This window comes from Oceanobacillus sp. CAU 1775 (genome assembly GCF_054482815.1).
Genome location: NZ_JBTLRO010000001.1, coordinates 348,306 through 369,680 on the forward strand (window position 1 = coordinate 348,306; position 21,375 = coordinate 369,680).

Here is a 21,375-nt window from a genome sequence, read left to right on the forward strand (position 1 = left end):
TAATTTACAACAATTATAGACAAGAGGGATGAAGCAGAAGATGGAAAGAAACGCGTTTTTTGATAATGCACGAGTAATATTAATCTTTTTTGTTGTATTTGGACATATGATCCAACCCTACACAAGCGATGCGAATGGAATTAATTCGCTATATACATGGATATATATTTTTCATATGCCGGCATTTATTTTTATTTCTGGCTTTTTCGCAAAAGGCTTAGGAACGAAAGAATACATCTGGAACTTATTTAAAAAAATCTTGGTACCATATTTTATCTTCCAAATGATTTATACAGCATATTATTTCCTAATTGGTAAATCAGGATGGCTCTCAGGATTATTCCATCCACAGTGGTCACTTTGGTTTTTAATGAGTCTATTTTTCTGGCATATTTTATTGTATTTCTATAAAAAATTAAAACCTGGTTATGCCGTCTCACTGGCAGTACTAATCGGAATTCTTGTTGGGTATATCACGCCGATTGGTCACATGTTTAGCTTGTCACGTACATTGGTATTTTTCCCGTTCTTCCTACTAGGATATCTTGTAACGGAAAAACAACTAATGCTTGTTAAAAAAACAACAGTTATGCGCATCGGATTGCTAGTACTAGCTTTAATCGCGATTGCCGTCCACATGTTACCCGGTATCTCGACGGGGTGGTTATTGCATTCGAGTTCATATGCAGACCTTGGTGCATCGACATATGGTGGCTTGATTCGTCTTGCCGTTTATCTACTAGCCGCCATCATGGTAGTTAGTGTTCTCGCTTGGATTCCAAAAAATCATATTGTTGGCTTTACATCAATCGGTGCCAACACATTAACGGTTTATTTACTGCATGGATTTTTCATTCAATATTTCCGTGAAGCTTCAATATTTACGGTAACTAACTTCATGGATGTCATCGGTTTAGCAGCGATATCTGCTGGGCTTGTATACTTGCTAGCAACTAAATTTGTCGTTGGAATAACGCAACCACTTATTGAAGGTAAAGCAACTTGGATAAAGGAAAAATTAGAACAAAAGAAAACACAAACAGACAACTAAAAAATCGCCTGACACATGCAAACTGTGTCAGGCGATTTTTCTAAATTTAGAATATCATATGCGCAATCAACGTGATAATAGGTAATGTGATTGCTGTACGTAGTAAGAAAATAACAACTAGATCAAAGAAGTTTACTGGAATTTTTGAACCGAGCAGTAGTCCTCCGACCTCTGATAAATAAATAAGCTGTGTAACAGATACTGCTGCAATAATAAATCTAGTAATCTCAGCTTCAATACTTGCACCGATAATTGCTGGAAGGAACATATCTGCAAAACCGATAAGTAATGTTTCTGATGCTTCTTTTGCATAAGGGATTTGCATCAATTCTAGAACTGGAATTAATGGTGCGCCAATCCAGCTAAAGAATGGTGTAAATTCAGCAATAATTAAAGCGATAAGACCAAAAGCCATTACAACTGGTGCAACACCCATCCACATATCTAAAATGTTTTGTAGGCCTTCTTTAATAAATTTATAAAAGCTTGTTTGTTTTTTTGCACGTTCGACAGCATTTTGAACCCCATAACTAACAACATTATGTTCATTAGGGATTGACTCGTCAAGCTCTTCTGTACTGTCAGTAATATAGCTATCAGGCTTCCTTGATAAAGGTGGAATCCTTGGCATGATGAGTGCTGCGACAAATCCAGCAGCAACAATTGTTAAATAAAATGGAACAAACATATATGCAAGATCTACTTCAGCAAGAACAACTAATGAGAAGGTAATCGAAACGACAGAAAACGTTGTCCCGATAACAGCAGCTTCACGTTTTGAATAGAAGCCTTCTTCATATTGTTTGCTTGTTAGTAAAACACCAATCGTACCATCTCCAACCCATGAAGCGAGTGCATCAATAGATGAACGACCCGGAAGTTTAAATAGCGGGCGCATAATCTTTGTCATTAGTGATCCAAAGAACTCTAACAAACCGAAATTCGTTAATAGTGGTAGGAACAAACCAGCGAATAGGAATACAGCGAATAATGTATGTAATAATCCGTCTAGAAGAACTCCACCTGTATCCTCACCGTAAATCGCCTCATGTCCTAGGTTGAAAAATACCATTATGGCAAACACTGCTGCAACGACACGAGTAATAGTCCAAAACAAAGAAGTAGTAAATAATTGCTTAAAAAATGGTGTTTTCTCGTATGCCCAACCTTTCGTAAGCCATCCAATCACTGTAAACACAGCCGTGAGTACAATAATCATCATCATAATAAATGATAGTTGATCTGCAAGTAAGCTTTCGACCCAACCTGCAAGTAAAGCAATGGGAATCGTTGTTCCGTCCCCAACATTAATTGGTGTAATAAATAATAAAATACCAATAAGCGAAGGAATTATAAATAATAAATAGTCCTTCAATCTGTACTTCGCTTTCATTTCTTAACCTCCGTTATAATGTTTTTTCTAGCATGTCCTTCAAGGGAGCGTTCCTAAATAATATGCTCACTCTGCAGGAACTATAACTAATGTAATTCCCCATTTTTTAAAGAATCTAACCCTTTATAAAGTACCTCTATAATAGCACTGCATAATTATACAAAGCAATACAGTAATATGCAATAGCTTTTAAATTATTGGTATTTTCTCACTTCTAAATTTGTGCAATAAATAGGATTAAGATAAGGTGGAATGAGGGAATGTAGTAGAAGTAGAGGTGGTAACTTTGACGAAGGGATTCAAATACAATTTTCTGTATCGGTGGGTAGTAATCGTTTCACTAGCCATAAAGTTTATTGCAAAAATTTATTTTTTCTTATATACGAACACTGTGTGGGACGAGCCTACAAATAAAAAGTGGAATAAATTACTTCAGAACTTAGCAATTGAATATCGCAAGAAAGCAGAAAAACTTGGAGGCCTGTTAATTAAAGTTGGCCAATTTCTGAGTACAAGAAAAGACTTTCTACCAGACATATTTATAAATGAATTAACACATCTTGTTGACCATGTTCCACCAATGCCATATGAATATGCAGAAGAAACGTTAAAAAAAGATTGGCGAACAGAGAATATTGAAGATAAGGTAAAACTTATTAGAAAGTCATCGATTGCATCGGCATCAATCGGGGAAGTGTTCTTTGGGATTTTACATGATGGAAGTAAAGTAGCAATAAAAGTTAGAAGGCACCGAATTGAAGAGGTATTTCATAAAGACTTCGTTGCTTTACGCATGGTATTTTGGCTTATTAAAGTATTTACATCGTTTGGTAAAAAAGCAGACTTAAAAGCACTTCATAGAGAATTAGTTACTGTGATGATACGCGAATTAGATTATCGACAAGAACTCGAATTCGGAAAATATTTCACTGAAAGATACGCAGACTTCGAAAATATTCATATCCCAAAATTTTATGAAGAGCTAAGTACAGAACGTGTGCTTGTTATGGAATGGATAGAAGGGGAAAAGATTACAGAGATAGCTTTTTATCAGAAACATCAAATTGATCGTGAACTCGTTTCGAAGACGATATTTGATTTTTATATGGACCAGTTCTTAAATCCAGGTAAATTTCACGCTGACCCACATGCAGGTAATATTCTTATTCGGCATGATGGAAGTGTTGCTATTCTCGACTTTGGGATGATTGGTGAAATTAAAAAACAAGATACAGAGTATTTTAAGTTATTAGTACAAGGCTTTATTATTGAGAATTATGAAATTGTGATTGATGCATTAGATAAAATGAACTTTCTTTTACCGAATGCCGATCGCAAGAAAATCAAGGAAGTGTTGAAGGATACAGTAGATATGTATTCTGATGGTTCAATAAAAGAAATGAACGCTCAAACGGTTAATCAGATTTTTGATGAGGTAGGGGAAATAATTCAGGAGCAGCCAATTCAAATGCCTGCTGACTATACCTATTTAATGCGAGCCGTCTCGATTGTCGTCGGAATTCTATATGCGATTAACCCAGAAGTTGATATTGTAGCCTGGGGCAAACAAAAAATTAAAGTCTGGTTTGGGACGAAAAGTATTGTGGAATCCGTCGCAAAACAATATGTAAAAAATGCTACAGAGCCGATTCTCTCCTATCCAAGAGCTCTGCTCAATTACCTTGAAAGCGGGGAACGGGACCGAGTTTGGGATCAAGAGAAATTTTATATAAAAATGAGGCATCAATATTATTTACTACTTGAGGTCATATCCTTTATGATGGTTATAGGAGGATTGATAATTACCTTATACGGATATAGTATCAGTGGATCCTTTTTCACCTATGTTGGCTTAACAATGTTAATTATTTTTATAACATTGCTAAATATAATTTTAATTTTTCATCGTAGAATGATAAGAAATCAGAAAATAAAGGGGGTGTAGAGAATGAGTGATATTCTTAGAAAAGGTTTTCTATTAGGTCTTGGTGCTGCAATTAGCGGGAAAGAAAAGTTAGAGAAAAAACTGAATGAGCTTGTCGACAAGAATGAAATTTCTCAAGAACAAGCGAAAGAAGTAATGAATAACTTTATCGAAAAAGGCGAACTCAAACAAGAAGAGTGGTCTGCAAAACAAATGGAACAAACACGTAAAACAGCAGAAGATCTTGGTCTAGCAACAAAAGAAGACATTGCTTCCTTACAAGCACAAATTATGGAGCTAGAAATTAAATTAAATAATAAAGATAATGAGCTTTAAAACGATTGTCGAGCAGAATTGACCTATAAAATCTCTCTGCTCGACTTTTGTTCTTGTTAAAGAACTCCTAATGCATTATAATATACAAAACAGTTCGGATTTATTTTAGGGGGCAATGGTGATGGAGAGTTTTGAATTACTGTGTCAGAAAACAAGTCAAGAACTGGGAAGGGTATTGGAAGAGAAAGAAATTAAATTCCTTTACTGGGTATTTGAAAGACATTGTGAGGAATCAAAATTAAAACAAGAACAAACAACATAAGAGTTTTAATAACATATATTTCAGTCTTAGTCGTATGCTACTAAGGCTTTTTTCTTGTGGCGCAAAAGAAGCATATAAGCATCCAATCATGCTATAATAGGACTTGCTTCTCCACGAAAGACTTCAAACAAGGGAGACGAGATATAGTGAAGGATATTACGATTATCAACAAAATGATCAAGGAATTGAATCTCGCAAAAGAAAAGACGAATGCTAGAGAAGAGCTCTTAACACATATCAGTCATGTAAAATTATTATGTGAGCTATTTCTAGAAGATGATACATCAAACGAGGCAACGACAAAATCGTCAGCATCTGAAATTACAGAACAAGAAATCAAAGCGATGTTAGGTGAGCAAAAGCAGGATCCATCGAAAAAAGAAGAGCGCTCAACCGTAGATTTTGATGATGCAAATGGCGATTCAATTTTTGATTTTTAAAGATAGGAGATAAACAAAATGAAATTATTTTTACTTATTGGGATTGTTAATGGATTCTTAGCTGTTGCATTGGGTGCGTTTGGTGCACATGGTTTAGAAGGGAAAGTTACAGAAAAGCAATTAGGAACTTGGGAAAAAGCTGTCGACTACCAGATGTTCCATTCGGTAGCAATATTACTTACAGGATTCCTCATGATGAAGTTTCAAGCTGCAAGTCTTACTGGTGCTGGTTGGGCATTTCTAATTGGAATCATTCTTTTCTCTGGAAGTTTATATATTTACTCAACAACCGCAATCAAAACATTTGCGATGATCACACCAATTGGTGGAGTAGCATTTCTAGTTGGTTGGGTTCTGTTGGGTACAGCAATTATGAAGCATTTATAAAAATTGAAATACAAAAAAAGCAGGCTAATGAGCTTGCTTTTTTTATTTCTAGAGACAAATGTGCCATATAGGTACTTCGATAGGTCAACCGTTAAATTGAGAAGCAAGAAAGTAGAAGGAAGGGCTCTGACGGAAAAAGGCTTTTCAAAGCCATCACTGGCATTGAAAAGCCCCTTCAAAATTAATTTAAAACTGTTTCAGTAAATTCGCCATCTCAATTGCTGATGTGGCAGCATCCCAACCTTTATTCCCAGCTTTTGTGCCAGCACGTTCAATTGCTTGTTCAATTGTGTCTGTTGTGATGACACCGAAAATAACTGGAATACCTTCCTGCAGATTAATTGCAGAAACACCCTTAGCCACTTCATTACAAACAAAATCGAAGTGTGGAGTAGAGCCACGAATCACCGTACCAAGGGTAATGACAGCATCATACTTTTTAGAACTAGCCATTTTCTTTGCTACAAGAGGGATTTCGAATGCACCTGGTACCCAGGCGACTTCAACTTCCGCTTCTTGTACACCATGGCGACGCAATGCATCTTCTGCGCCACTCAATAGCTTACTTGTAATAAAATCATTAAACCTACCAACTACAATTCCAATTTTTAAATCTTGTCCAACTAAATGACCTTCATATATTGTACTCATTCTGTTTCCTCCTGCAGACTCTGATAATTTTTATTACGTCAAACTAGTTTTTAGCTGTATTTTCTACAGCTCTGCGATATTCTACTAGATCTTTAATCATTAAAATAACTAAGTCAAAGCGCTTTGCTATTTTCTGCAAATCTGGAACTCTTGCCATTGTTCCATCAACATTCATAATTTCACAGATGACTCCGACTGGCTCTGATCCAGCAAGCTTGGCCAAATCTACAGCTGCTTCCGTATGACCTTGTCGCTCCAATACACCGTTCTTTTTTGCAATTAAAGGGAAAATATGGCCAGGTCTATTAAAATCTTTAGGGCTCGCTGTTGAATTCAGCATGCTTAAAATGGTTGCCGAACGTTCAAATGCCGAAATACCTGTATTTGTTGATACATGATCGATTGAAACTGTAAATGCTGTTCGATATGGATCACTATTATCACGAGCCATTAAGGGTAGATTCAATTGTTCTGCCAACTGTTCTTCTATTGGTGTACAAATTAGACCTTTTCCTTCGCTTGCCATAAAATTAATCATTTCTGGAGTTGCAAACTGACCTAAAGCAAGAAAGTCACCCTCATTTTCTCGATCTTCATCGTCTATAACAATAATTGCTTTTCCTAATTTTAATTCCTCAATTGCTTGCTCTACTGTTGAAAACAAGTTATTTCACCTCTTAACGAAACGTATGTTTAATTCAAAAATCCATTCTCGACAAGTGTTGACATTGTAATGTTACTTGTCGCTTTTTCTGTCTTTCTACTAAGAAGATTTTCGATATATTTAGCCAACATATCACACTCGATATTGACGAAATCACCAATCTGTTTATGGCCAATTATTGAATCGGACTGTGTAACAGGGATCAGTGAAATAACAAATCCACTTTCGGTCACACCAAATACGGTTAGAGAGGTTCCATCAACCGTAACGGAGCCTTTTTCTATGAAATAGCTTAGCAAATTGGGGTCGATTTCTATTTCCATATAAATCGCATTCTCACGTCGTTTAATAGAAATTATTTCTCCAGTTCCATCGACATGGCCACTAACAAAATGACCACCAAATCTACTGTTTGCTGCCATGGCGCGTTCCAAGTTGATAGAACTACCTACTTCCAGTTTATGAAGTGTTGTCGATTTTACTGTTTCAGGCATAACGTCTGCTGAAAAGTTTGAATCTGTATAATCTCTCACTGTTAAGCAAACACCGTCTACAGAAATGCTATCGCCAATACTGACGTCTGCCAAAATCTTTTTACAGGTAATTGTAAATTGTAAAGAGTTGGGGTTGCGTTGGATGGATTGAATACGTCCAATTTCCTCTACAATTCCAGTAAACAATTTTATCTACCTCCAATGATATGATTCTCTTTATATGAACATCTTTAATAAGAATGTAAAAATTACATTCTAAGGGTTGTCCAGATATTTTATAAGGAATCATTTTTATTACGTTAAACATTTAAAAAATATTGTTGTTGGATACTTTCCACCAAGGGGCGTATGGGTGGTAAGGAAAGGATTGGTTTGAAGAGCGGTTACGAAAAGAAAGTGGAAAAAGCATCTTTTGGAAAGATGTCTTCGTAAACCGTCATGAAATAAAAATACGCAAAATAAATATACCTCTATTGCTATTATTAGAAATGTTTTCAGATTCTCTCCTTTCAGTAATTATAGAGAGGTTGATTTTAGCGTATGGCATAGTATATCTAAATAACTTCTCCCATCCAGACTTTAACTGTCGGTGCCAGAGTTTCACTAGCTCCACCGTTATCTATTAGATAGATTAACGGGTCACGGACTGACAAGCGTTATGCTTGATCACCGCCGGTAAGGATTTTCACCTTGCCCCGAAGTTATTGAATAACTATACTTCTCTAAAGTTAGCATACACATTTAGCTGAAGCAATGAAAAGGATTAGAGTGGACCATTTTTCAATTAGGAAGAGATAATTCCTTTCGTTCTTCCTCCGTAAATACCCGAGACCTTGTCAAAAAGCGTTTGCCTTCGGGACCTTCTAATGAAAACATGCCACCTATACCATCTACCACATCAATAATAAGTTGTGTATGCCTCCAGTACTCGTATTGATCTTTTGACATGTAGAAGGGTGTATCTCCAATTTTACCTAACAATACATCGGAATCACCCGTACGAAATTCATCTCTTGGATAACACATTGGCGAGCTACCGTCACAGCAACCACCAGATTGGTGAAACATGAGTGGACCATGAATGTTATGGAGTTTTTCAATGAGTTCTAAAGCAGAATCTGTCGCTACTACACGATCAACCATCTAAAATCCCTCCTAAAATATAATAGATGCAAAAGGAAGCTAATCTTTCAGGCGGATTAGCTTCCAAAACAATTACTCACTTTCCCAACGCTAAAATTTAAAACAATCCTGCTGGTCCTTCACTATAACTAACAAGCAAGTTCTTTGTTTGCTGGTAATGGGAGAGCATCATTTGATGATTTTCTCGTCCAATACCAGATTTCTTATAGCCGCCAAATGCAGCGTGTGCTGGATATTGATGATACGTATTTGTCCACACTCTACCAGCTTGAATATCGCGACCAAAACGGTAGGCTGTGTTGATATTTCTAGTCCAAACGCCTGCACCTAAACCGTAAAGTGTATCATTCGCAATTTCTAATGCTTCTGCTTTATCTTTAAAAGTTGTTACGGACAGCACTGGGCCAAAAATTTCTTCCTGGAAGATACGCATTTTATTATGGCCTTTAAAGATTGTAGGCTCCACATAATAGCCATTCGCTAACTCTTCCCCGAGCTTGTTAACTTTCCCGCCAAGCAGAACTTCCGCACCTTCTTGCCTTCCAATATCAAGATAGGAGGTAATTTTCTCCATCTGCTCTGTTGATGCTTGGGCACCCATCATTGTTGATGTATCGAGTGGGTGACCAATTTTAATTTCCTTCACACGTGCAATCGCCCGTTCCATGAACTCATCGTATATCGACTCATGGATTAAAGCGCGAGAAGGGCATGTACAAACTTCCCCTTGGTTTAAAGCGAACATCGCAAAACCTTCTATTGCTTTATCAAGGAATCCATCATCTTTTTCCATGACATCTTCAAAAAAGATATTCGGTGATTTTCCACCTAATTCTAATGTTACTGGAATGATATTTTCAGAAGCATACTGCATAATCAAGCGACCAGTCGTCGTTTCTCCAGTGAACGCAACTTTGTCTATTCCAGGATTCGTCGCGAGAGGTTTTCCTGCTTCAAGACCGAATCCATTTACTACATTTAATGCACCAGGTGGTAGTAAGTCATGAATTAACTCGAGTAGAACATGAATAGATGCTGGCGTTTGTTCTGCTGGCTTTAGTACGACACAATTTCCTGTCGCAAGTGCTGGTGCGAGTTTCCATGTTGCCATTAAGAGAGGGAAGTTCCACGGAATAATTTGTCCAACAACTCCTAAAGGTTCATGAAAATGATAAGCGATTGTATCATTATCAAGTTGGCTAATACCGCCTTCTTGTGCGCGGATAGCACCTGCAAAATAACGGAAATGATCGACAGCTAAAGGCAAATCAGCAGCTAATGTTTCTCTGACCGCTTTCCCGTTATCCCAGCTCTCAGCGACTGCAAGCATTTCTAAATTGTCCTCGATTCGATCTGCAATTTTATTCAAGATATTTGAACGCTCTGCAACAGAGGTTTTCCCCCATGTTTCTTTCGCTTCCGTTGCCGCATCAACAGCTAACTGGATATCTTCCTTTGTCGATCGTGAAATTTCACAGAAGACTTCTCCAGTAACAGGGCTAACATTTTGAAAATACATCCCGTTAACTGGTGGAACATATTCGCCCCCAATAAAATTATCATAGCGCTCCTTAAATGTAATCACTGCACCTTCTGTGTTTGGATTCTTGTACTTCATTTTAAATTCTCTCCCTTGAATATATTTTACGTGGTGTTAGAGCATAAAGTTTGTCCTTATTAAACCTTATGTGATGAAGCAACAAGAAATTACTAGTAAGGACTTTAATTTCTGCTTAGGCTAGGATAGAATTTAAACACGGTAAGCAGCAAAAGCTAGATAGTCTTGCTAAACTATCAATACACTAGAGGAGAATTCATTTGCTAAAAACATTGGCTTTTATCGCGGAAGAATTAAATGAACACAAGATAACTTGGGGAGTTGGAGGTTCACTACTCTTAAATTTTTATAAACTAATAGATAAACCGAATGATATAGATATATTAGTAGATGAAGCAGATGCTGCCCGTTTAAATAAAATAATGTTATCTATTGGGAGTGCGTGCGAAGCAACAAGTATACGTCCATTTTGTACAACATATTTTTCTGAATACGAGATGAACAAAGTGGAGATAGATGTCATGGGTGGGCTTGCTATACAACATGATGTAGGCATTTATAAATTAGCACATAAACAGGAATCTATAGTAGCTAGCAAATTAGTGAATGGAATAGAGATACCATTATGTTCACTTGAAGATTGGTACATCTTGTATTGGTTAATTCCAAACAAACAAGAAAAGGCGATTTTAATTGAAGAATATTTGATGAGGAATGGTGTAGAGCATCCAAGAATTATAGAGGATGCACTGAAACAGCCCTTGCCAATTGAGGTAAGGAAGAGGGTGGAAAAATTGTATAATTAAAAATTGGTGTAGTACAATAAATTTAAAAGAAGCTCGAATAATCAAGCTCCTTTTAAATGTTATCTTATATATCGTACCTTAATTAATGCGTATTTTTTATCTCGGTGGATAATTCGCAAACTGTGCATCGCTATATGGATATTCATAATTTATTTCTTCATTAAAAGTGACATAATCCAAATAAACCATCAATAAAAGCACTCTTCTTCCAGTACCCTCTTCACTCAAAATAATATGGTCTCTACCTGCTGCTTCGATAATCCCTGTAAACGTTCGTTGATTATTACCTTCAAAAGTTAAATGAACAGTTGCTTGCTTTCCACGGTTTAATCTTAGGATATTTTCAATATAAGATTGCTGCATCGGAAGCATCCCTTGACCAGTCCCAGTGCCTTGTGGTGCCATCTGTCTTTGTTGGAACATTGGCATCGGCTGAGCGGCATAGGGGTTCGGTGGAAACTGTGGAGCTTGAAAACCATAATTATATTCAGGTTGTTGCGGTGTTTCTTTTTCTTCATTCATCGAAAGAATCTCCTCCTTCTACTTCACAAAAACAATTAATACACACTCGGACAATCACTTGCAGTCGGGGCAAAAAAGCAATGGGATTTATATCTACCTACATTCCATTGTCCATACCATTGTTCAGGACAAGGACCTGCAGGCATAAAAAACCATAATGTGTTCGTTGCAGGATGTTGACGCTCCCCTTTAAGAAGACGTCGAGCTAAGTTCTTCTCGTGTTCGCGTGCACGTTGATAAAAGTAACCCTTTTGTGTTGCTTCAAAACCACCAGGACTCTGAAAAACCATGGCTTCAATTGTACGTATGTCAATGAAATCAAGACAGTCAGCAATCACGCGATTCACACCTGTATTCCCAGCCATAAGCATCCCAAGATCGCCTTCACCCTCGGCTTCAGCTCGAATTAACCTTGCTAATAAATCTACATCCTTTTCCGTATGTGCCACAACAGACATCGAAAACCCTCACTTCCTAAGGCAATCACCCACTAATTATTAGTATGCAAGCGTAAGAAAAAAATGACTGGAAAAAGATAAAACATTTCGGACTTAAGATATTCAAGCTAAATAGTCCATCCGAATGAATACAACATTTAACTAGATTACTTTCAATCTAATCATCTATTCGGTAAAATGAAGGAATACAGAACGTATAAAAGTAGGAGGTTTTTAAGTTGAGTACTCTTTTTCAAGAACTAGCTAAGAAAATATCCTCAGCAAATAAAAGAATTATTTTCCCAGAAGCATTAGATGAACGGATACTAAGAGCGGCAAGCAGGCTAAGCGAAGAAGGGATTTTACAGCCAATTTTAATTAGTAATGATCAAAAAGTGAAAGAACAAGCAGCAGAATTACGAATTGATATTTCCCGATGTATGATTATTGACCAGGCAACATATGAAGATTTTGACGAGGTAGTTGCAGCTTTTGTTGAACGCCGTAATGGGAAAGCAACAGAAGAAGAAGCTCGTGAGATTTTACAAAATGGAAATTATTTCGGAACAATGCTCACCTATTTAAATAAAGCGGATGGGCTTGTAAGTGGAGCAGTACATTCAACATCAGATACCGTGCGCCCTGCGCTACAATTAATAAAAACAAAACCTGGAATCAATAAAACATCAGGAGTTTTCATCATGGTGCGTGACGAGGAAAAGTATGTTTTTGCAGATTGCGCAATCAATATAGCACCAGACGCCGAAGATCTAGCTGAAATAGCTATAGAAAGTGCGACAACAGGAAAGCTTTTTGATATTGATCCTCGAGTAGCAATGCTCAGTTTTTCAACAAAGGGATCGGCAGTTTCACCGGAAACGGAAAAGGTTGTAAAAGCTCTAGAAATGGCGAGAGAGAAGGAACCTAGTCTTATTATAGACGGGGAGTTTCAATTCGACGCAGCATTTGTTCCAAGTGTTGCCAAGAAAAAAGCACCTGATGCGGTCATTCAAGGAGATGCGAATGTATTTATTTTCCCAAGTCTTGAAGCTGGAAATATCGCTTATAAAATCACCCAGCGCCTCGGCAACTTTGAAGCAGTCGGACCCATTTTACAAGGCTTAAATAAACCTGTGAACGATTTGTCTCGGGGTTGTTCAACTGAGGATGTGTATAATCTAGCAATTATCACAGCAGTACAAGCGATGGAAAACTAAATATAAAACTGGCTGGCCTTTGAAGGATAAAGGACCAGCCAGTTTTTATTTTTGAAATATAGTGTATGGTGGGTGCGTGTGAAATCGCTCCACTCGACATCCAAATCGCTCCATGCTACGGTCAACTCGCTCGACGCGGCACCTGATTCGCTCCATGTACCGATCAACTCGCTCGACCGCACCCCGAATTCGCTCCATCCCACACCCAACTACTCACTCACAACTTCATTACGCTTCACCATCTGCAGATAGCGCTTTTCAAATGTTGCTTTTTCTTCCGCAGAAAAATCCACGACAACTATTTCATCACTAAAATCATTCAATGTTTCATACACCCTATGCATCACATCATCAACCGTCAGTGGCACTCCAAGCAAATCAGCTAAAGATCCCATAACACTTGGTTCGACATCGGGATATTCGAACTTTGTCGTTTCTCCTTGCTTGGCAATTTGGTAAAATCTTTGAATATGCTCAGCCCGTTTAAAACTTTCTCCGTCCACATCTAGATATATTTGAATTGCAGCAGCTTCTTTGATTCGACGTTGTGAGATTCCTGCAAACTTTCGCCCGCCAATACTTAAATCATAATCTCCTGGACAATAAGAGCCTACGATTTCGAAAGCCTTGATGGATGAGGTCAGATCACGGAACATATATTCAATAAAGCGGACCATTGCATCATACGCATCATGAATCGACACCTGTTTTACTTCAGGAATGATTAAAGACAGATTCAAAACATGCTCATCTAACGCGACAGCAAGTCCACCTGAATTTCGTACAATAACATTGTAGCCCATTTCTTTTAAATAACGCGTACCCTCATCAATATAAGGAAGCCTCGCATCAGGAATCCCGAGTACAATCGTTTGAGGATGCGACCATAAGCGTATGGTTGGAGGCGAATTACCATTACTTACTGCGGTTGCAAGCGCATCGTCAATCGCGAAAGAAGTCATCGCAGTATAAGGCTCGCCCTCAAAGGTATCTAGCTCTGTATGATTGATATATCGAAACGTATTATAACGGATTACCTCATCCCAATTTTTCATGTTCGTCTCCTTATTGTTTGTTCATTCTAATATCTATTATATAATGAATGTAAACCGAGTCAATTTCATAATTACCAAAACCTAATCTCAATCTACATACAGTTTAAATCGACTCAATTTAACTGTATGTAGATTGAGGTAGACTAAAATAGGAATTATGAAAATGATTAGCCTTAGCAAATTGAAACGGATGGGGAGATTAAAATGGCATACAAAGATGAGCAATTGTCAGAAGAAAAAGTATTTAAAGACCCGGTTCATCGTTATGTACATGTGCGAGACCGTGTGATCTGGGACTTAATCGCAGCACCTGAATTTCAGCGTTTGCGCAGAATCAAGCAACTCGGTACAACAAATTTAACCTTCCATGGCGCAGAACATAGTCGTTTTAACCATTCTCTAGGAGTTTATGAAATTGTTAGACGGATCATAAATAACTTCGAGGGACGCCCTCATTGGAATGAAGATGATCGTCTATTAAGCTTATGTGCAGCATTGCTACATGATTTGGGACATGGGCCATTTTCACATTCCTTTGAAAAAGTTTTCGAGCTAGATCATGAATATTTCACACAAGCCATCATTAAAGGAAATACAAAAATAAATGAAATTCTAGAAAAAGTGAGTCCAGGCTTTTCACAAAAAGTAGCAGATGTCATTGCTAAAACGTATGAAAATCAGCTCGTCGTAAGTCTGATTTCTAGTCAAATTGATGCTGATCGGATGGATTACCTCCAAAGGGATGCCTATTATACAGGTGTTAGTTACGGACATTTCGATATGGAAAGAATACTCCGCGTGATGCGCCCGATGAAAGATCAGGTAGTGATCAAAGCAACTGGCATGCATGCGGTAGAAGATTACATTATGAGCCGTTATCAAATGTATTGGCAGGTCTATTTCCATCCAGTTACCCGTAGTGGTGAAGTGATTCTTTCGAAAATTTTCCACAGGGCAAAGTACTTACATGAAAATCCAAACTATACATTCAAACTAGAACCCATCCATTTTCTTTCTTTCTTTGAAAAAAATGTGAAGCTAGAAGACTACCTAAAGCTAGATGAAAATATTGTTCAGTATTATTTCCTACTTTGGCAGGAAGAAACAGATGAGATTCTTAGAGATTTATGTGAACGGTTCATGAATCGCCATTTATTTAAATATGTAGAGTATAATGATTCCATCGAGAGTAAGAAAGAAGAGTTGAAGGAATTATTTATAGAAGCTAATATAGATCCAAACTATTATTTAATTGTTGATTCATCATCTGACTTGCCATATGATTTTTATCGGCCTGGTGAGGTGGAAGAGCGCATGCCAATCCACTTACAAATTCCAGATGGCAGCCTGAAAGAACTATCACGCCATTCCGATATTGTTGAATCGATTTCAGGTAAAATACGGACAGACCATAAATTATATTTTCCATTAGAGAAGATTGAAGAAATGGAAGACACCACATTAAAAGAGAAAATACTAGATATCTTGTATGTGGGAAGGAAATAAAGAAAGGGGTTTTCTACATGAGTAATGAACAAGAAAAGAAAAAGAAAAATATGTTTACGATTATAAAAGATGACTCAACAGATGGTCATGGTGGATACGGAGCAGGTGCAATAAGTCTAGAAAATATGTCGTCGGTAATTATTGATCCGACTGAAAATAAAGCCTACCTTGATATGGGGGCAATGCACGCAAGAAGTGAAGTGGAACGCCGAGTAAAGTGGCTACCTAACAAAGATGAAGTTCCAAACGGCAAATTATATTGGATTGTTTGGGTAAATTTAGATCGTAATGAAAATGGAATATATTATGCAGGTGTCGCGGGAAGTGAAATTCGTGTGGACCGTGAAATTAGACGTGCATATAAATCAATGGGCGAGCATGTAAAACATATGGAAAAATCATTAAAAGGAACAATTATTGTAGACCATATGGACGATACTTCAAAACGCTTGCTACGCGAATATTTAATTGAGTTTAATAACGATTTTTGGGAGAATTCTTCTGAGGAATTAAAAACAGCACTTAATTCCTAATCTTGAACTTTCTGTGACGAATTCCTAAAAAAAGCATAAAAAGTTGTACTTTAACATAGAACTTTGTAGAATGAACATACATGGGTTATCCATGAATTGCTAGGACAGAAAAGTAACCAACATCGAGTGAACTGGGTATTCACTGATCGTTGGTTATTTTTTTGCCTATAATAAATTCGCTCCATTCCATGCTAAACCGCGCACTGCTCCTCCAAAACCACGCACCTACCATCTCAATTCGCGCACTGCCCCTCCCAATCCACGCACCTACCATCTCAAATCGCGCACTGCCCCTCCCAATCCACGCACCTACCATCTCAATTCGCGCACTCACTCTCCAAATCCACGCACTTACCAACTCAATTCGCTCCCCAAACCTTCCTAACACCAACCTCTACATACTAATTAAAAAACAACTGAAACCACTTCTCAAAAAGACCTTGATTACTAGGCTCCTCTTGTTGCTGCTGACAATAATCCGTTGGTTCCGTCCCTGGTAGAAAATACATAATGATACTTTCCCCACACCCAGGCGCTGCTCGCAGTCCGGATTCAATGTCGATTGGTAGGCCAATTACTCCGCGTGGCGTCGGAAAACTATCTTGAGGGAGCCCGGCATGCGCAGCTTCCATTACCTCAGCCCAAATCTCTTTTGCATAAGCAGCATCTGCAACGTTTTCAATTATTCGGTGATCGTCATATCCCGTCCACACCCCTGTTACAACACTCGGGCTATAGCCAACCATCCAATTATCATTTGGAGTTGTTCCTGATTTTCCCGCATATTCCCTTGATAGTTTATGAGAAATACTCGTACCAGTAACAGGCATATATCCATTAAGCTTTGGATTAAATGTCCCCGTTAATAAATGGCTAAGTATAAAAGTTGTCCGCGGATCGAGGGCTTGTTTTTGTTTACCTGGGGAATGCTCGAAAATAGTTTTTCCATTTCTATCAATAATTTTATCAATCGTATATGTTTCCAATGTTTTCCCACCGTTGGCAAGCATAGCGTAGGCGGAAACAACTTCCTCAAGCGAAACAACAGCAGTTCCTAATGCGAGCGAAGGAACTGCTGGGAAGTCATTCTTGAAACCAAATTTATTTGCCGTCCTTGCTAGTGTTTCTGCGCCGAGAAAAAGGTTTGTTCTTACGGCATAAACATTATCGGAAAGTGCGATTGCTTGAGCTAGCGTTATTGGTTTGTTTGCATAGTAGTGATTAAAATTGCTTGGCTGATAACTTTTTCCGTCCGAAAGTTTGAAAGTTGTAGGCTTACTCATTTGCTTCGTCAGCGGAGTATAACCTCTTTCCAACGCAGCGTAGTAGAGAAAAGGCTTAAAGGTCGAGCCTGGCATTCGCTCGGCCATCACTGCACGGTTGAACTCGCTTTGCTTATAATCTCTCCCGCCTGCCATCGAAAGAACAGCCCCGGTCATTGGATTGACAGACATAGCCGCAGCTTCAAGCTCACTATCTCCAGGTATTTTTTCCTGCAATGCCTGCTCCAGCGTTTCTTGAAGGTTTTCATCTAATGTCGTGAAAATTTGATAGCCACTTGAGCGAATTTCTTCTTTTGTAATTTCAAGGATGCTTGCCGCTTCCTCAAGCACAATATCGTGAAAGTGTGGAGCAAATGTTGGTTGAGTACTGGTTTCTAAGGGAGCATATATTAATTTTTGTTGACGAGCGGTATGATAGTCAGCATCGCTTAATATCTTTTCATACCACATTTTCAATAGAATCATATCCTTGCGCGCATTAGCATTTTCTTCATTATTCAAAGGAGAATAGTAGGTAGGACCTTTGGGAATCCCAATCAACATCGCAATCTCAGCATCTGTTAATTCGCTCTCTGTTTTATTAAAAAAATGTTCACTTGCAGCTTTAATGCCATAAGCACCATGGCCATAGTAAATGGAATTTAAATAACCCTCCAAAATTTCATCTTTTGAATAATGCATTTCGAGACGAATGGTGTAAAAAGCTTCTTTTAATTTACGTTCCCATGTCTTTTCATGCGTCAAATAAAGATTTCTAGCAAGCTGTTGCGTAATCGTGCTTGCTCCCTCTTTTAAAGAGCCAGTGCGAATATTTTTCCACATTGCCCCTACGATTCTTTTAAAATCAAAACCATAATGCTTATAAAAATGTTGATCCTCAATTAGGATTGTTCCAGCTTTTAATGTACGAGGCAATTCGTCGATGGATATTTTTTGTCGATTAATATCTTGATCGTCTACCCCGATGACAACGTTATTCGCGCTGTAAACAGTCGTGCTTTCTTCCATTGCTATTGGTGGTGGACCCATGAAAAATACAATTACCAAAAGGCATAGCAGCCCAAAAACACCAAAACCTACAAGTTTAAACATGAGGGAAGTGAATTTCCGAGCATATCGATATTTTCTATATTTCACTTCAACCCATCTCCCTGTTTTGTCCTTTTTCCTTTTTTAAGCAATTATAAAATCTTTTTTTCGTAGCTAATTAAAGTGGTATAGCCACGTCCGGCTCCAGCGCTCAACGACTATCAAACTTCACACTTTTCCAATCGATAAGTCAACATCGGTTCGTACCTCACCGTGTTTCCTTTATCTCATTTCAAAGCGCTCCAGTTTGTACGTCGCTGAACGAGCGCTTACACCTTTGTCTTCAGTATGGGAAAAACTGAACGGAATTAAACAGTGATAATGGAAAACTTCAGATAATCATTGATAATGTAGCTGTATTATCGCTATAATAAGGACATTAATAAAAGTTAGAGGCGATAAAAATGGTACAGCCGAAAAGTCAGGTATCGATTCGTTTAAAAATGAAAATTGTAGATGCTGGCGAGACAGAAAAAAATGAAGTGAAAGCAGTAGGAATTTTTCAACAAAGAAATAATTTGGCTGCCCTCACGTATTCAGAAGAGATTGATGGATATGGTGAAGCGAACACTTTTATCACGATGCAGCAAGAAAAAGTGTCGATTAAGCGGACTGGTGTTGTAACGATGCAACAGAACTTTCGTTTGAACCAGTTGACAGAAAATGTTTACAGACACCCACATGGAAATATTCTTATGGAAACTTTTACGGATGAGATTCACTACTCCCCGCCGACAAAAGCAGATGCAGGCAGGCTTGAAATGAATTACACAGTAAAATTAAATGGAGAAGATGAAAGAAAGCATACATTGGAGCTTGAATTTGTAGAGGAGGACTCTAAGTGAACGTACTAGAACAAACAGAAGATAAATTAAAACAGGAAGTTGGTAGAGCGATCATGGCAGCGGAACTTGCGTCAGAAGCTGAGCTTCCAGAGATCATTTTAGAAAAGCCGAAAGATAAATCTCATGGTGATTTTGCAACAAATATAGCTATGCAATTAGCAAGAATCGCTAAAAAAGCACCACGACAAATTGCAGCAGATATCGCAGCAGAGTTGGATAAAGATGCAGCATCAATTGAAAAGGTTGAAATCGCTGGCCCAGGTTTTATTAACTTTTTCATGAAGGATGACTTTTTACGTGAAATAATCCCAACCATTCTGAAGCAAGGCGAGGATTATGGGAAAACGAATGCAGGAAATGGCGAAAGAGTTCAAGTTGAGTTTGTATCTGTGAACCCAACAGGAGACCTTCACCTTGGACATGCACGAGGAGCGGCATATGGTGATGTGCTTTGTAATATTTTTGCAAAAGCCGGCTATGACGTAGAACGTGAATATTATATAAATGATGCTGGGAGCCAAATAGATAATCTAGGTCTATCTGTTGAAGCACGCTACCTTCAAGCGCTTGGGCAGGATGTAGAGATGCCTGAGGATGGCTACCACGGTCAGATTATTATCGACATGGCTAAAGAAATCGTTGCAGCTGATGGCGACAAGTGGCTACACCAAACACATGAAGAACGCATGGATTATATGAAAGAGTATGGCTTACAAGCAACTCTGAAAAATATTGAAAGAGATTTGAAGGATTTCCATGTTGTTTTTGATAACTGGTTCTCTGAGCGCACGCTTTATGAAGGGAATCAAATTCCTGATGCGATTGATAAACTGCGCACAGGAGATTATGTCTATGAAAAAGATGGTGCAACTTGGTTCAAATCGACTGCATTCGGTGACGACAAAGATCGAGTCATCATTAAGCAAGACGGTAGCTACACGTATTTAACACCAGATATTGCTTATCATAATAATAAATTAGAACGTGGCTTTGATAAATTAATTAATGTGTGGGGCTCTGACCACCACGGATATATTGCAAGAATGCAAGCAGCGATTCAAGCAATGGGTTACCCAGAAGGCAAGCTCGATGTAAAAATTATTCAGATGGTAAATCTCTTTGAAGGCGGCGAGAAGGTACGTATGAGTAAGCGTACTGGAAAAGCTGTTAGCCTGCGAGACCTCATGGAAGAAGTTGGAATCGATGCAACAAGATATTTCTTTGTGGCACGTTCAAACGATACACAACTTGATTTCGATATGGATCTAGCACGTTCACAATCAAATGAAAACCCTGTTTATTATGTTCAATACGCACATGCTAGAATTAGCACGATGCTTGAACAAGCAGGAAGTAAAGGTTTTGACGTTGAAGCAGAATATGATGACGCGTTACTGACTTCTGAAAAAGAACAAGATCTTTTGAAAAAACTAGGGGAGTTCCCGCAAATGATAGCTGATGCAGCAGAGAAGCACGCTCCACAGCGTATCACCAACTATGTATTTGAACTTGCAGCACTATTGCATAGCTTCTATAATGCAGAAAAAGTTCTTGATTCAGAAGACAAAGAAAGAACAAGTGCAAGAATCGCTCTAATGAAAGCCGTTCGCATTACAATTGCAAACGCACTAAACCTAATCGGTGTTACAGCACCAGAAAAAATGTAGCTATTAAAAATATCCGAATACCCTGGAATTCTCTTGAAGATTGAATTTCAGGGTGTTTTTTATAAAACCTAATTTGTTATTAAAAGAACTAATCTATCCAATAATCTAAATA

21 protein-coding genes, 1 pseudogene and 1 riboswitch are annotated in these 21,375 nt (G+C 38.1%); of the genes and pseudogenes, 12 read left to right on the forward strand and 10 right to left on the reverse strand.

What is annotated here, in order from left to right; genetic code table 11:
* The first annotated feature begins 40 nt into the window (after window positions 1–40).
* Window positions 41–1,051 carry an acyltransferase family protein gene (locus ACXYMZ_RS01655; protein ID WP_458946610.1) on the forward strand — a complete coding sequence of 337 codons (1,011 nt, stop codon included), beginning with the start codon at window positions 41–43 and terminating at the stop codon, window positions 1,049–1,051.
* A gap of 46 nt (window positions 1,052–1,097) precedes the next feature.
* Here the strand turns inward: ACXYMZ_RS01655 and ACXYMZ_RS01660 are convergent, their stop codons facing one another.
* Entirely contained in the window at window positions 1,098–2,444 is a 1,347-nt protein-coding gene (locus tag ACXYMZ_RS01660; protein ID WP_458946611.1) for a YjiH family protein, read from the reverse strand.
* Window positions 2,445–2,730: 286 nt separating this feature from the next.
* On the opposite strand from ACXYMZ_RS01660, the gene ACXYMZ_RS01665 reads away from it, so the two are divergent.
* The 5 genes from ACXYMZ_RS01665 to ACXYMZ_RS01685 all read left to right on the forward strand — a co-directional run bounded on the left by ACXYMZ_RS01665 (window position 2,731) and on the right by ACXYMZ_RS01685 (window position 5,793).
* Window positions 2,731–4,389, forward strand: coding sequence for an ABC1 kinase family protein (locus ACXYMZ_RS01665; RefSeq protein ID WP_458946612.1), 1,659 nt, complete (start codon window positions 2,731–2,733; stop codon window positions 4,387–4,389).
* Window positions 4,390–4,392: 3 nt separating this feature from the next.
* Window positions 4,393–4,704 (forward strand): phasin family protein, encoded by a 312-nt coding sequence (locus tag ACXYMZ_RS01670; protein ID WP_458946613.1) that lies wholly within the window; start codon window positions 4,393–4,395, stop codon window positions 4,702–4,704.
* A gap of 121 nt (window positions 4,705–4,825) precedes the next feature.
* Window positions 4,826–4,966, forward strand: coding sequence for a hypothetical protein (locus ACXYMZ_RS01675; protein WP_458946614.1), 141 nt, complete (start codon window positions 4,826–4,828; stop codon window positions 4,964–4,966).
* Window positions 4,967–5,112: 146 nt separating this feature from the next.
* Window positions 5,113–5,406, forward strand: coding sequence for a YwdI family protein (locus ACXYMZ_RS01680; RefSeq protein ID WP_458946615.1), 294 nt, complete (start codon window positions 5,113–5,115; stop codon window positions 5,404–5,406).
* A gap of 18 nt (window positions 5,407–5,424) precedes the next feature.
* Window positions 5,425–5,793 carry a DUF423 domain-containing protein gene (locus ACXYMZ_RS01685; RefSeq protein ID WP_458946616.1) on the forward strand — a complete coding sequence of 123 codons (369 nt, stop codon included), beginning with the start codon at window positions 5,425–5,427 and terminating at the stop codon, window positions 5,791–5,793.
* A gap of 186 nt (window positions 5,794–5,979) precedes the next feature.
* On the opposite strand, the gene ribH is transcribed toward ACXYMZ_RS01685, so the two are convergent.
* The 5 genes and pseudogenes from ribH to adh form a co-directional block, all read right to left on the reverse strand.
* A complete protein-coding gene (gene ribH / locus ACXYMZ_RS01690) occupies window positions 5,980–6,444 on the reverse strand; it encodes a 6,7-dimethyl-8-ribityllumazine synthase (protein WP_458946617.1) in 465 nt (154 codons plus the stop codon).
* A 70-nt stretch (window positions 6,445–6,514) separates the two neighbouring features.
* A pseudogene (gene ribB / locus ACXYMZ_RS01695) lies at window positions 6,515–7,108 on the reverse strand (3,4-dihydroxy-2-butanone-4-phosphate synthase); the annotation flags it as partial.
* Between the two features lie 29 nt (window positions 7,109–7,137).
* Complete coding sequence (gene ribE / locus ACXYMZ_RS01700; protein ID WP_458946618.1) at window positions 7,138–7,788, reverse strand: riboflavin synthase; 651 nt, start codon at window positions 7,786–7,788, stop codon at window positions 7,138–7,140.
* A 370-nt stretch (window positions 7,789–8,158) separates the two neighbouring features.
* Window positions 8,159–8,309, reverse strand: a riboswitch (FMN riboswitch).
* Window positions 8,310–8,382: 73 nt separating this feature from the next.
* Window positions 8,383–8,745 (reverse strand): DUF779 domain-containing protein, encoded by a 363-nt coding sequence (locus ACXYMZ_RS01705; RefSeq protein WP_458946619.1) that lies wholly within the window; start codon window positions 8,743–8,745, stop codon window positions 8,383–8,385.
* 97 nt (window positions 8,746–8,842) lie between these two features.
* Window positions 8,843–10,363: an aldehyde dehydrogenase gene (gene adh / locus ACXYMZ_RS01710; protein ID WP_458946620.1), complete on the reverse strand. Its 1,521-nt coding sequence runs from the start codon at window positions 10,361–10,363 to the stop codon at window positions 8,843–8,845.
* Window positions 10,364–10,563: 200 nt separating this feature from the next.
* On the opposite strand from adh, the gene ACXYMZ_RS01715 reads away from it, so the two are divergent.
* Complete coding sequence (locus tag ACXYMZ_RS01715; RefSeq protein ID WP_458946621.1) at window positions 10,564–11,109, forward strand: nucleotidyltransferase family protein; 546 nt, start codon at window positions 10,564–10,566, stop codon at window positions 11,107–11,109.
* Window positions 11,110–11,205: 96 nt separating this feature from the next.
* Here ACXYMZ_RS01715 and gerQ read toward each other — a convergent pair whose 3' ends face one another.
* Window positions 11,206–11,631 (reverse strand): spore coat protein GerQ, encoded by a 426-nt coding sequence (gerQ, locus tag ACXYMZ_RS01720; RefSeq protein WP_458946622.1) that lies wholly within the window; start codon window positions 11,629–11,631, stop codon window positions 11,206–11,208.
* Between the two features lie 35 nt (window positions 11,632–11,666).
* Window positions 11,667–12,089, reverse strand: a complete 423-nt coding sequence (locus ACXYMZ_RS01725) for a cell wall hydrolase (RefSeq protein ID WP_458946623.1) — start codon at window positions 12,087–12,089, stop codon at window positions 11,667–11,669.
* 218 nt (window positions 12,090–12,307) lie between these two features.
* Here ACXYMZ_RS01725 and pta point away from each other — a divergent pair, with 218 nt between their 5' ends.
* Complete coding sequence (pta, locus tag ACXYMZ_RS01730) at window positions 12,308–13,285, forward strand: phosphate acetyltransferase (RefSeq protein WP_458946624.1); 978 nt, start codon at window positions 12,308–12,310, stop codon at window positions 13,283–13,285.
* A gap of 209 nt (window positions 13,286–13,494) precedes the next feature.
* On the opposite strand, the gene ACXYMZ_RS01735 is transcribed toward pta, so the two are convergent.
* Window positions 13,495–14,340 (reverse strand): lipoate--protein ligase family protein, encoded by an 846-nt coding sequence (locus tag ACXYMZ_RS01735; protein ID WP_458946625.1) that lies wholly within the window; start codon window positions 14,338–14,340, stop codon window positions 13,495–13,497.
* A 204-nt stretch (window positions 14,341–14,544) separates the two neighbouring features.
* Here ACXYMZ_RS01735 and ACXYMZ_RS01740 point away from each other — a divergent pair, with 204 nt between their 5' ends.
* Together ACXYMZ_RS01740 and ACXYMZ_RS01745 are read left to right on the forward strand one after the other, a co-directional pair.
* Window positions 14,545–15,846 carry an HD domain-containing protein gene (locus ACXYMZ_RS01740; protein ID WP_458946626.1) on the forward strand — a complete coding sequence of 434 codons (1,302 nt, stop codon included), beginning with the start codon at window positions 14,545–14,547 and terminating at the stop codon, window positions 15,844–15,846.
* 17 nt (window positions 15,847–15,863) lie between these two features.
* Complete coding sequence (locus tag ACXYMZ_RS01745) at window positions 15,864–16,379, forward strand: YwhD family protein (RefSeq protein WP_458946627.1); 516 nt, start codon at window positions 15,864–15,866, stop codon at window positions 16,377–16,379.
* Window positions 16,380–16,780: 401 nt separating this feature from the next.
* On the opposite strand, the gene ACXYMZ_RS01750 is transcribed toward ACXYMZ_RS01745, so the two are convergent.
* Complete coding sequence (locus tag ACXYMZ_RS01750) at window positions 16,781–18,799, reverse strand: transglycosylase domain-containing protein (RefSeq protein WP_458946628.1); 2,019 nt, start codon at window positions 18,797–18,799, stop codon at window positions 16,781–16,783.
* A gap of 356 nt (window positions 18,800–19,155) precedes the next feature.
* Here ACXYMZ_RS01750 and ACXYMZ_RS01755 point away from each other — a divergent pair, with 356 nt between their 5' ends.
* Both ACXYMZ_RS01755 and argS read left to right on the forward strand, forming a co-directional pair.
* Window positions 19,156–19,596, forward strand: a complete 441-nt coding sequence (locus tag ACXYMZ_RS01755) for a YwiB family protein (protein ID WP_458946629.1) — start codon at window positions 19,156–19,158, stop codon at window positions 19,594–19,596.
* Window positions 19,593–21,263, forward strand: a complete 1,671-nt coding sequence (gene argS, locus ACXYMZ_RS01760) for an arginine--tRNA ligase (RefSeq protein WP_458946630.1) — start codon at window positions 19,593–19,595, stop codon at window positions 21,261–21,263. The genes ACXYMZ_RS01755 and argS overlap by 4 nt, the downstream gene beginning before the upstream one ends.
* The last annotated feature ends 112 nt before the right edge of the window (window positions 21,264–21,375 follow it).

What these genes read in the sequence shown, in the direction of transcription:
- ACXYMZ_RS01655 (WP_458946610.1), top strand. Translation starts at nt 41, where the DNA reads ATGGAAAGAAACGCGTTTTTTGATAATGCACGAGTAATATTAATCTTT.
- ACXYMZ_RS01660 (WP_458946611.1), bottom strand. Translation starts at nt 2,444, where the DNA reads ATGAAAGCGAAGTACAGATTGAAGGACTATTTATTATTTATAATTCCT.
- ACXYMZ_RS01670 (WP_458946613.1), top strand. Translation starts at nt 4,393, where the DNA reads ATGAGTGATATTCTTAGAAAAGGTTTTCTATTAGGTCTTGGTGCTGCA.
- ACXYMZ_RS01675 (WP_458946614.1), top strand. Translation starts at nt 4,826, where the DNA reads ATGGAGAGTTTTGAATTACTGTGTCAGAAAACAAGTCAAGAACTGGGA.
- ACXYMZ_RS01685 (WP_458946616.1), top strand. Translation starts at nt 5,425, where the DNA reads ATGAAATTATTTTTACTTATTGGGATTGTTAATGGATTCTTAGCTGTT.
- ribH (WP_458946617.1), bottom strand. Translation starts at nt 6,444, where the DNA reads ATGAGTACAATATATGAAGGTCATTTAGTTGGACAAGATTTAAAAATT.
- ACXYMZ_RS01705 (WP_458946619.1), bottom strand. Translation starts at nt 8,745, where the DNA reads ATGGTTGATCGTGTAGTAGCGACAGATTCTGCTTTAGAACTCATTGAA.
- adh (WP_458946620.1), bottom strand. Translation starts at nt 10,363, where the DNA reads ATGAAGTACAAGAATCCAAACACAGAAGGTGCAGTGATTACATTTAAG.
- gerQ (WP_458946622.1), bottom strand. Translation starts at nt 11,631, where the DNA reads ATGAATGAAGAAAAAGAAACACCGCAACAACCTGAATATAATTATGGT.
- ACXYMZ_RS01725 (WP_458946623.1), bottom strand. Translation starts at nt 12,089, where the DNA reads ATGTCTGTTGTGGCACATACGGAAAAGGATGTAGATTTATTAGCAAGG.
- ACXYMZ_RS01735 (WP_458946625.1), bottom strand. Translation starts at nt 14,340, where the DNA reads ATGAAAAATTGGGATGAGGTAATCCGTTATAATACGTTTCGATATATC.
- ACXYMZ_RS01740 (WP_458946626.1), top strand. Translation starts at nt 14,545, where the DNA reads ATGGCATACAAAGATGAGCAATTGTCAGAAGAAAAAGTATTTAAAGAC.
- ACXYMZ_RS01745 (WP_458946627.1), top strand. Translation starts at nt 15,864, where the DNA reads ATGAGTAATGAACAAGAAAAGAAAAAGAAAAATATGTTTACGATTATA.
- ACXYMZ_RS01755 (WP_458946629.1), top strand. Translation starts at nt 19,156, where the DNA reads ATGGTACAGCCGAAAAGTCAGGTATCGATTCGTTTAAAAATGAAAATT.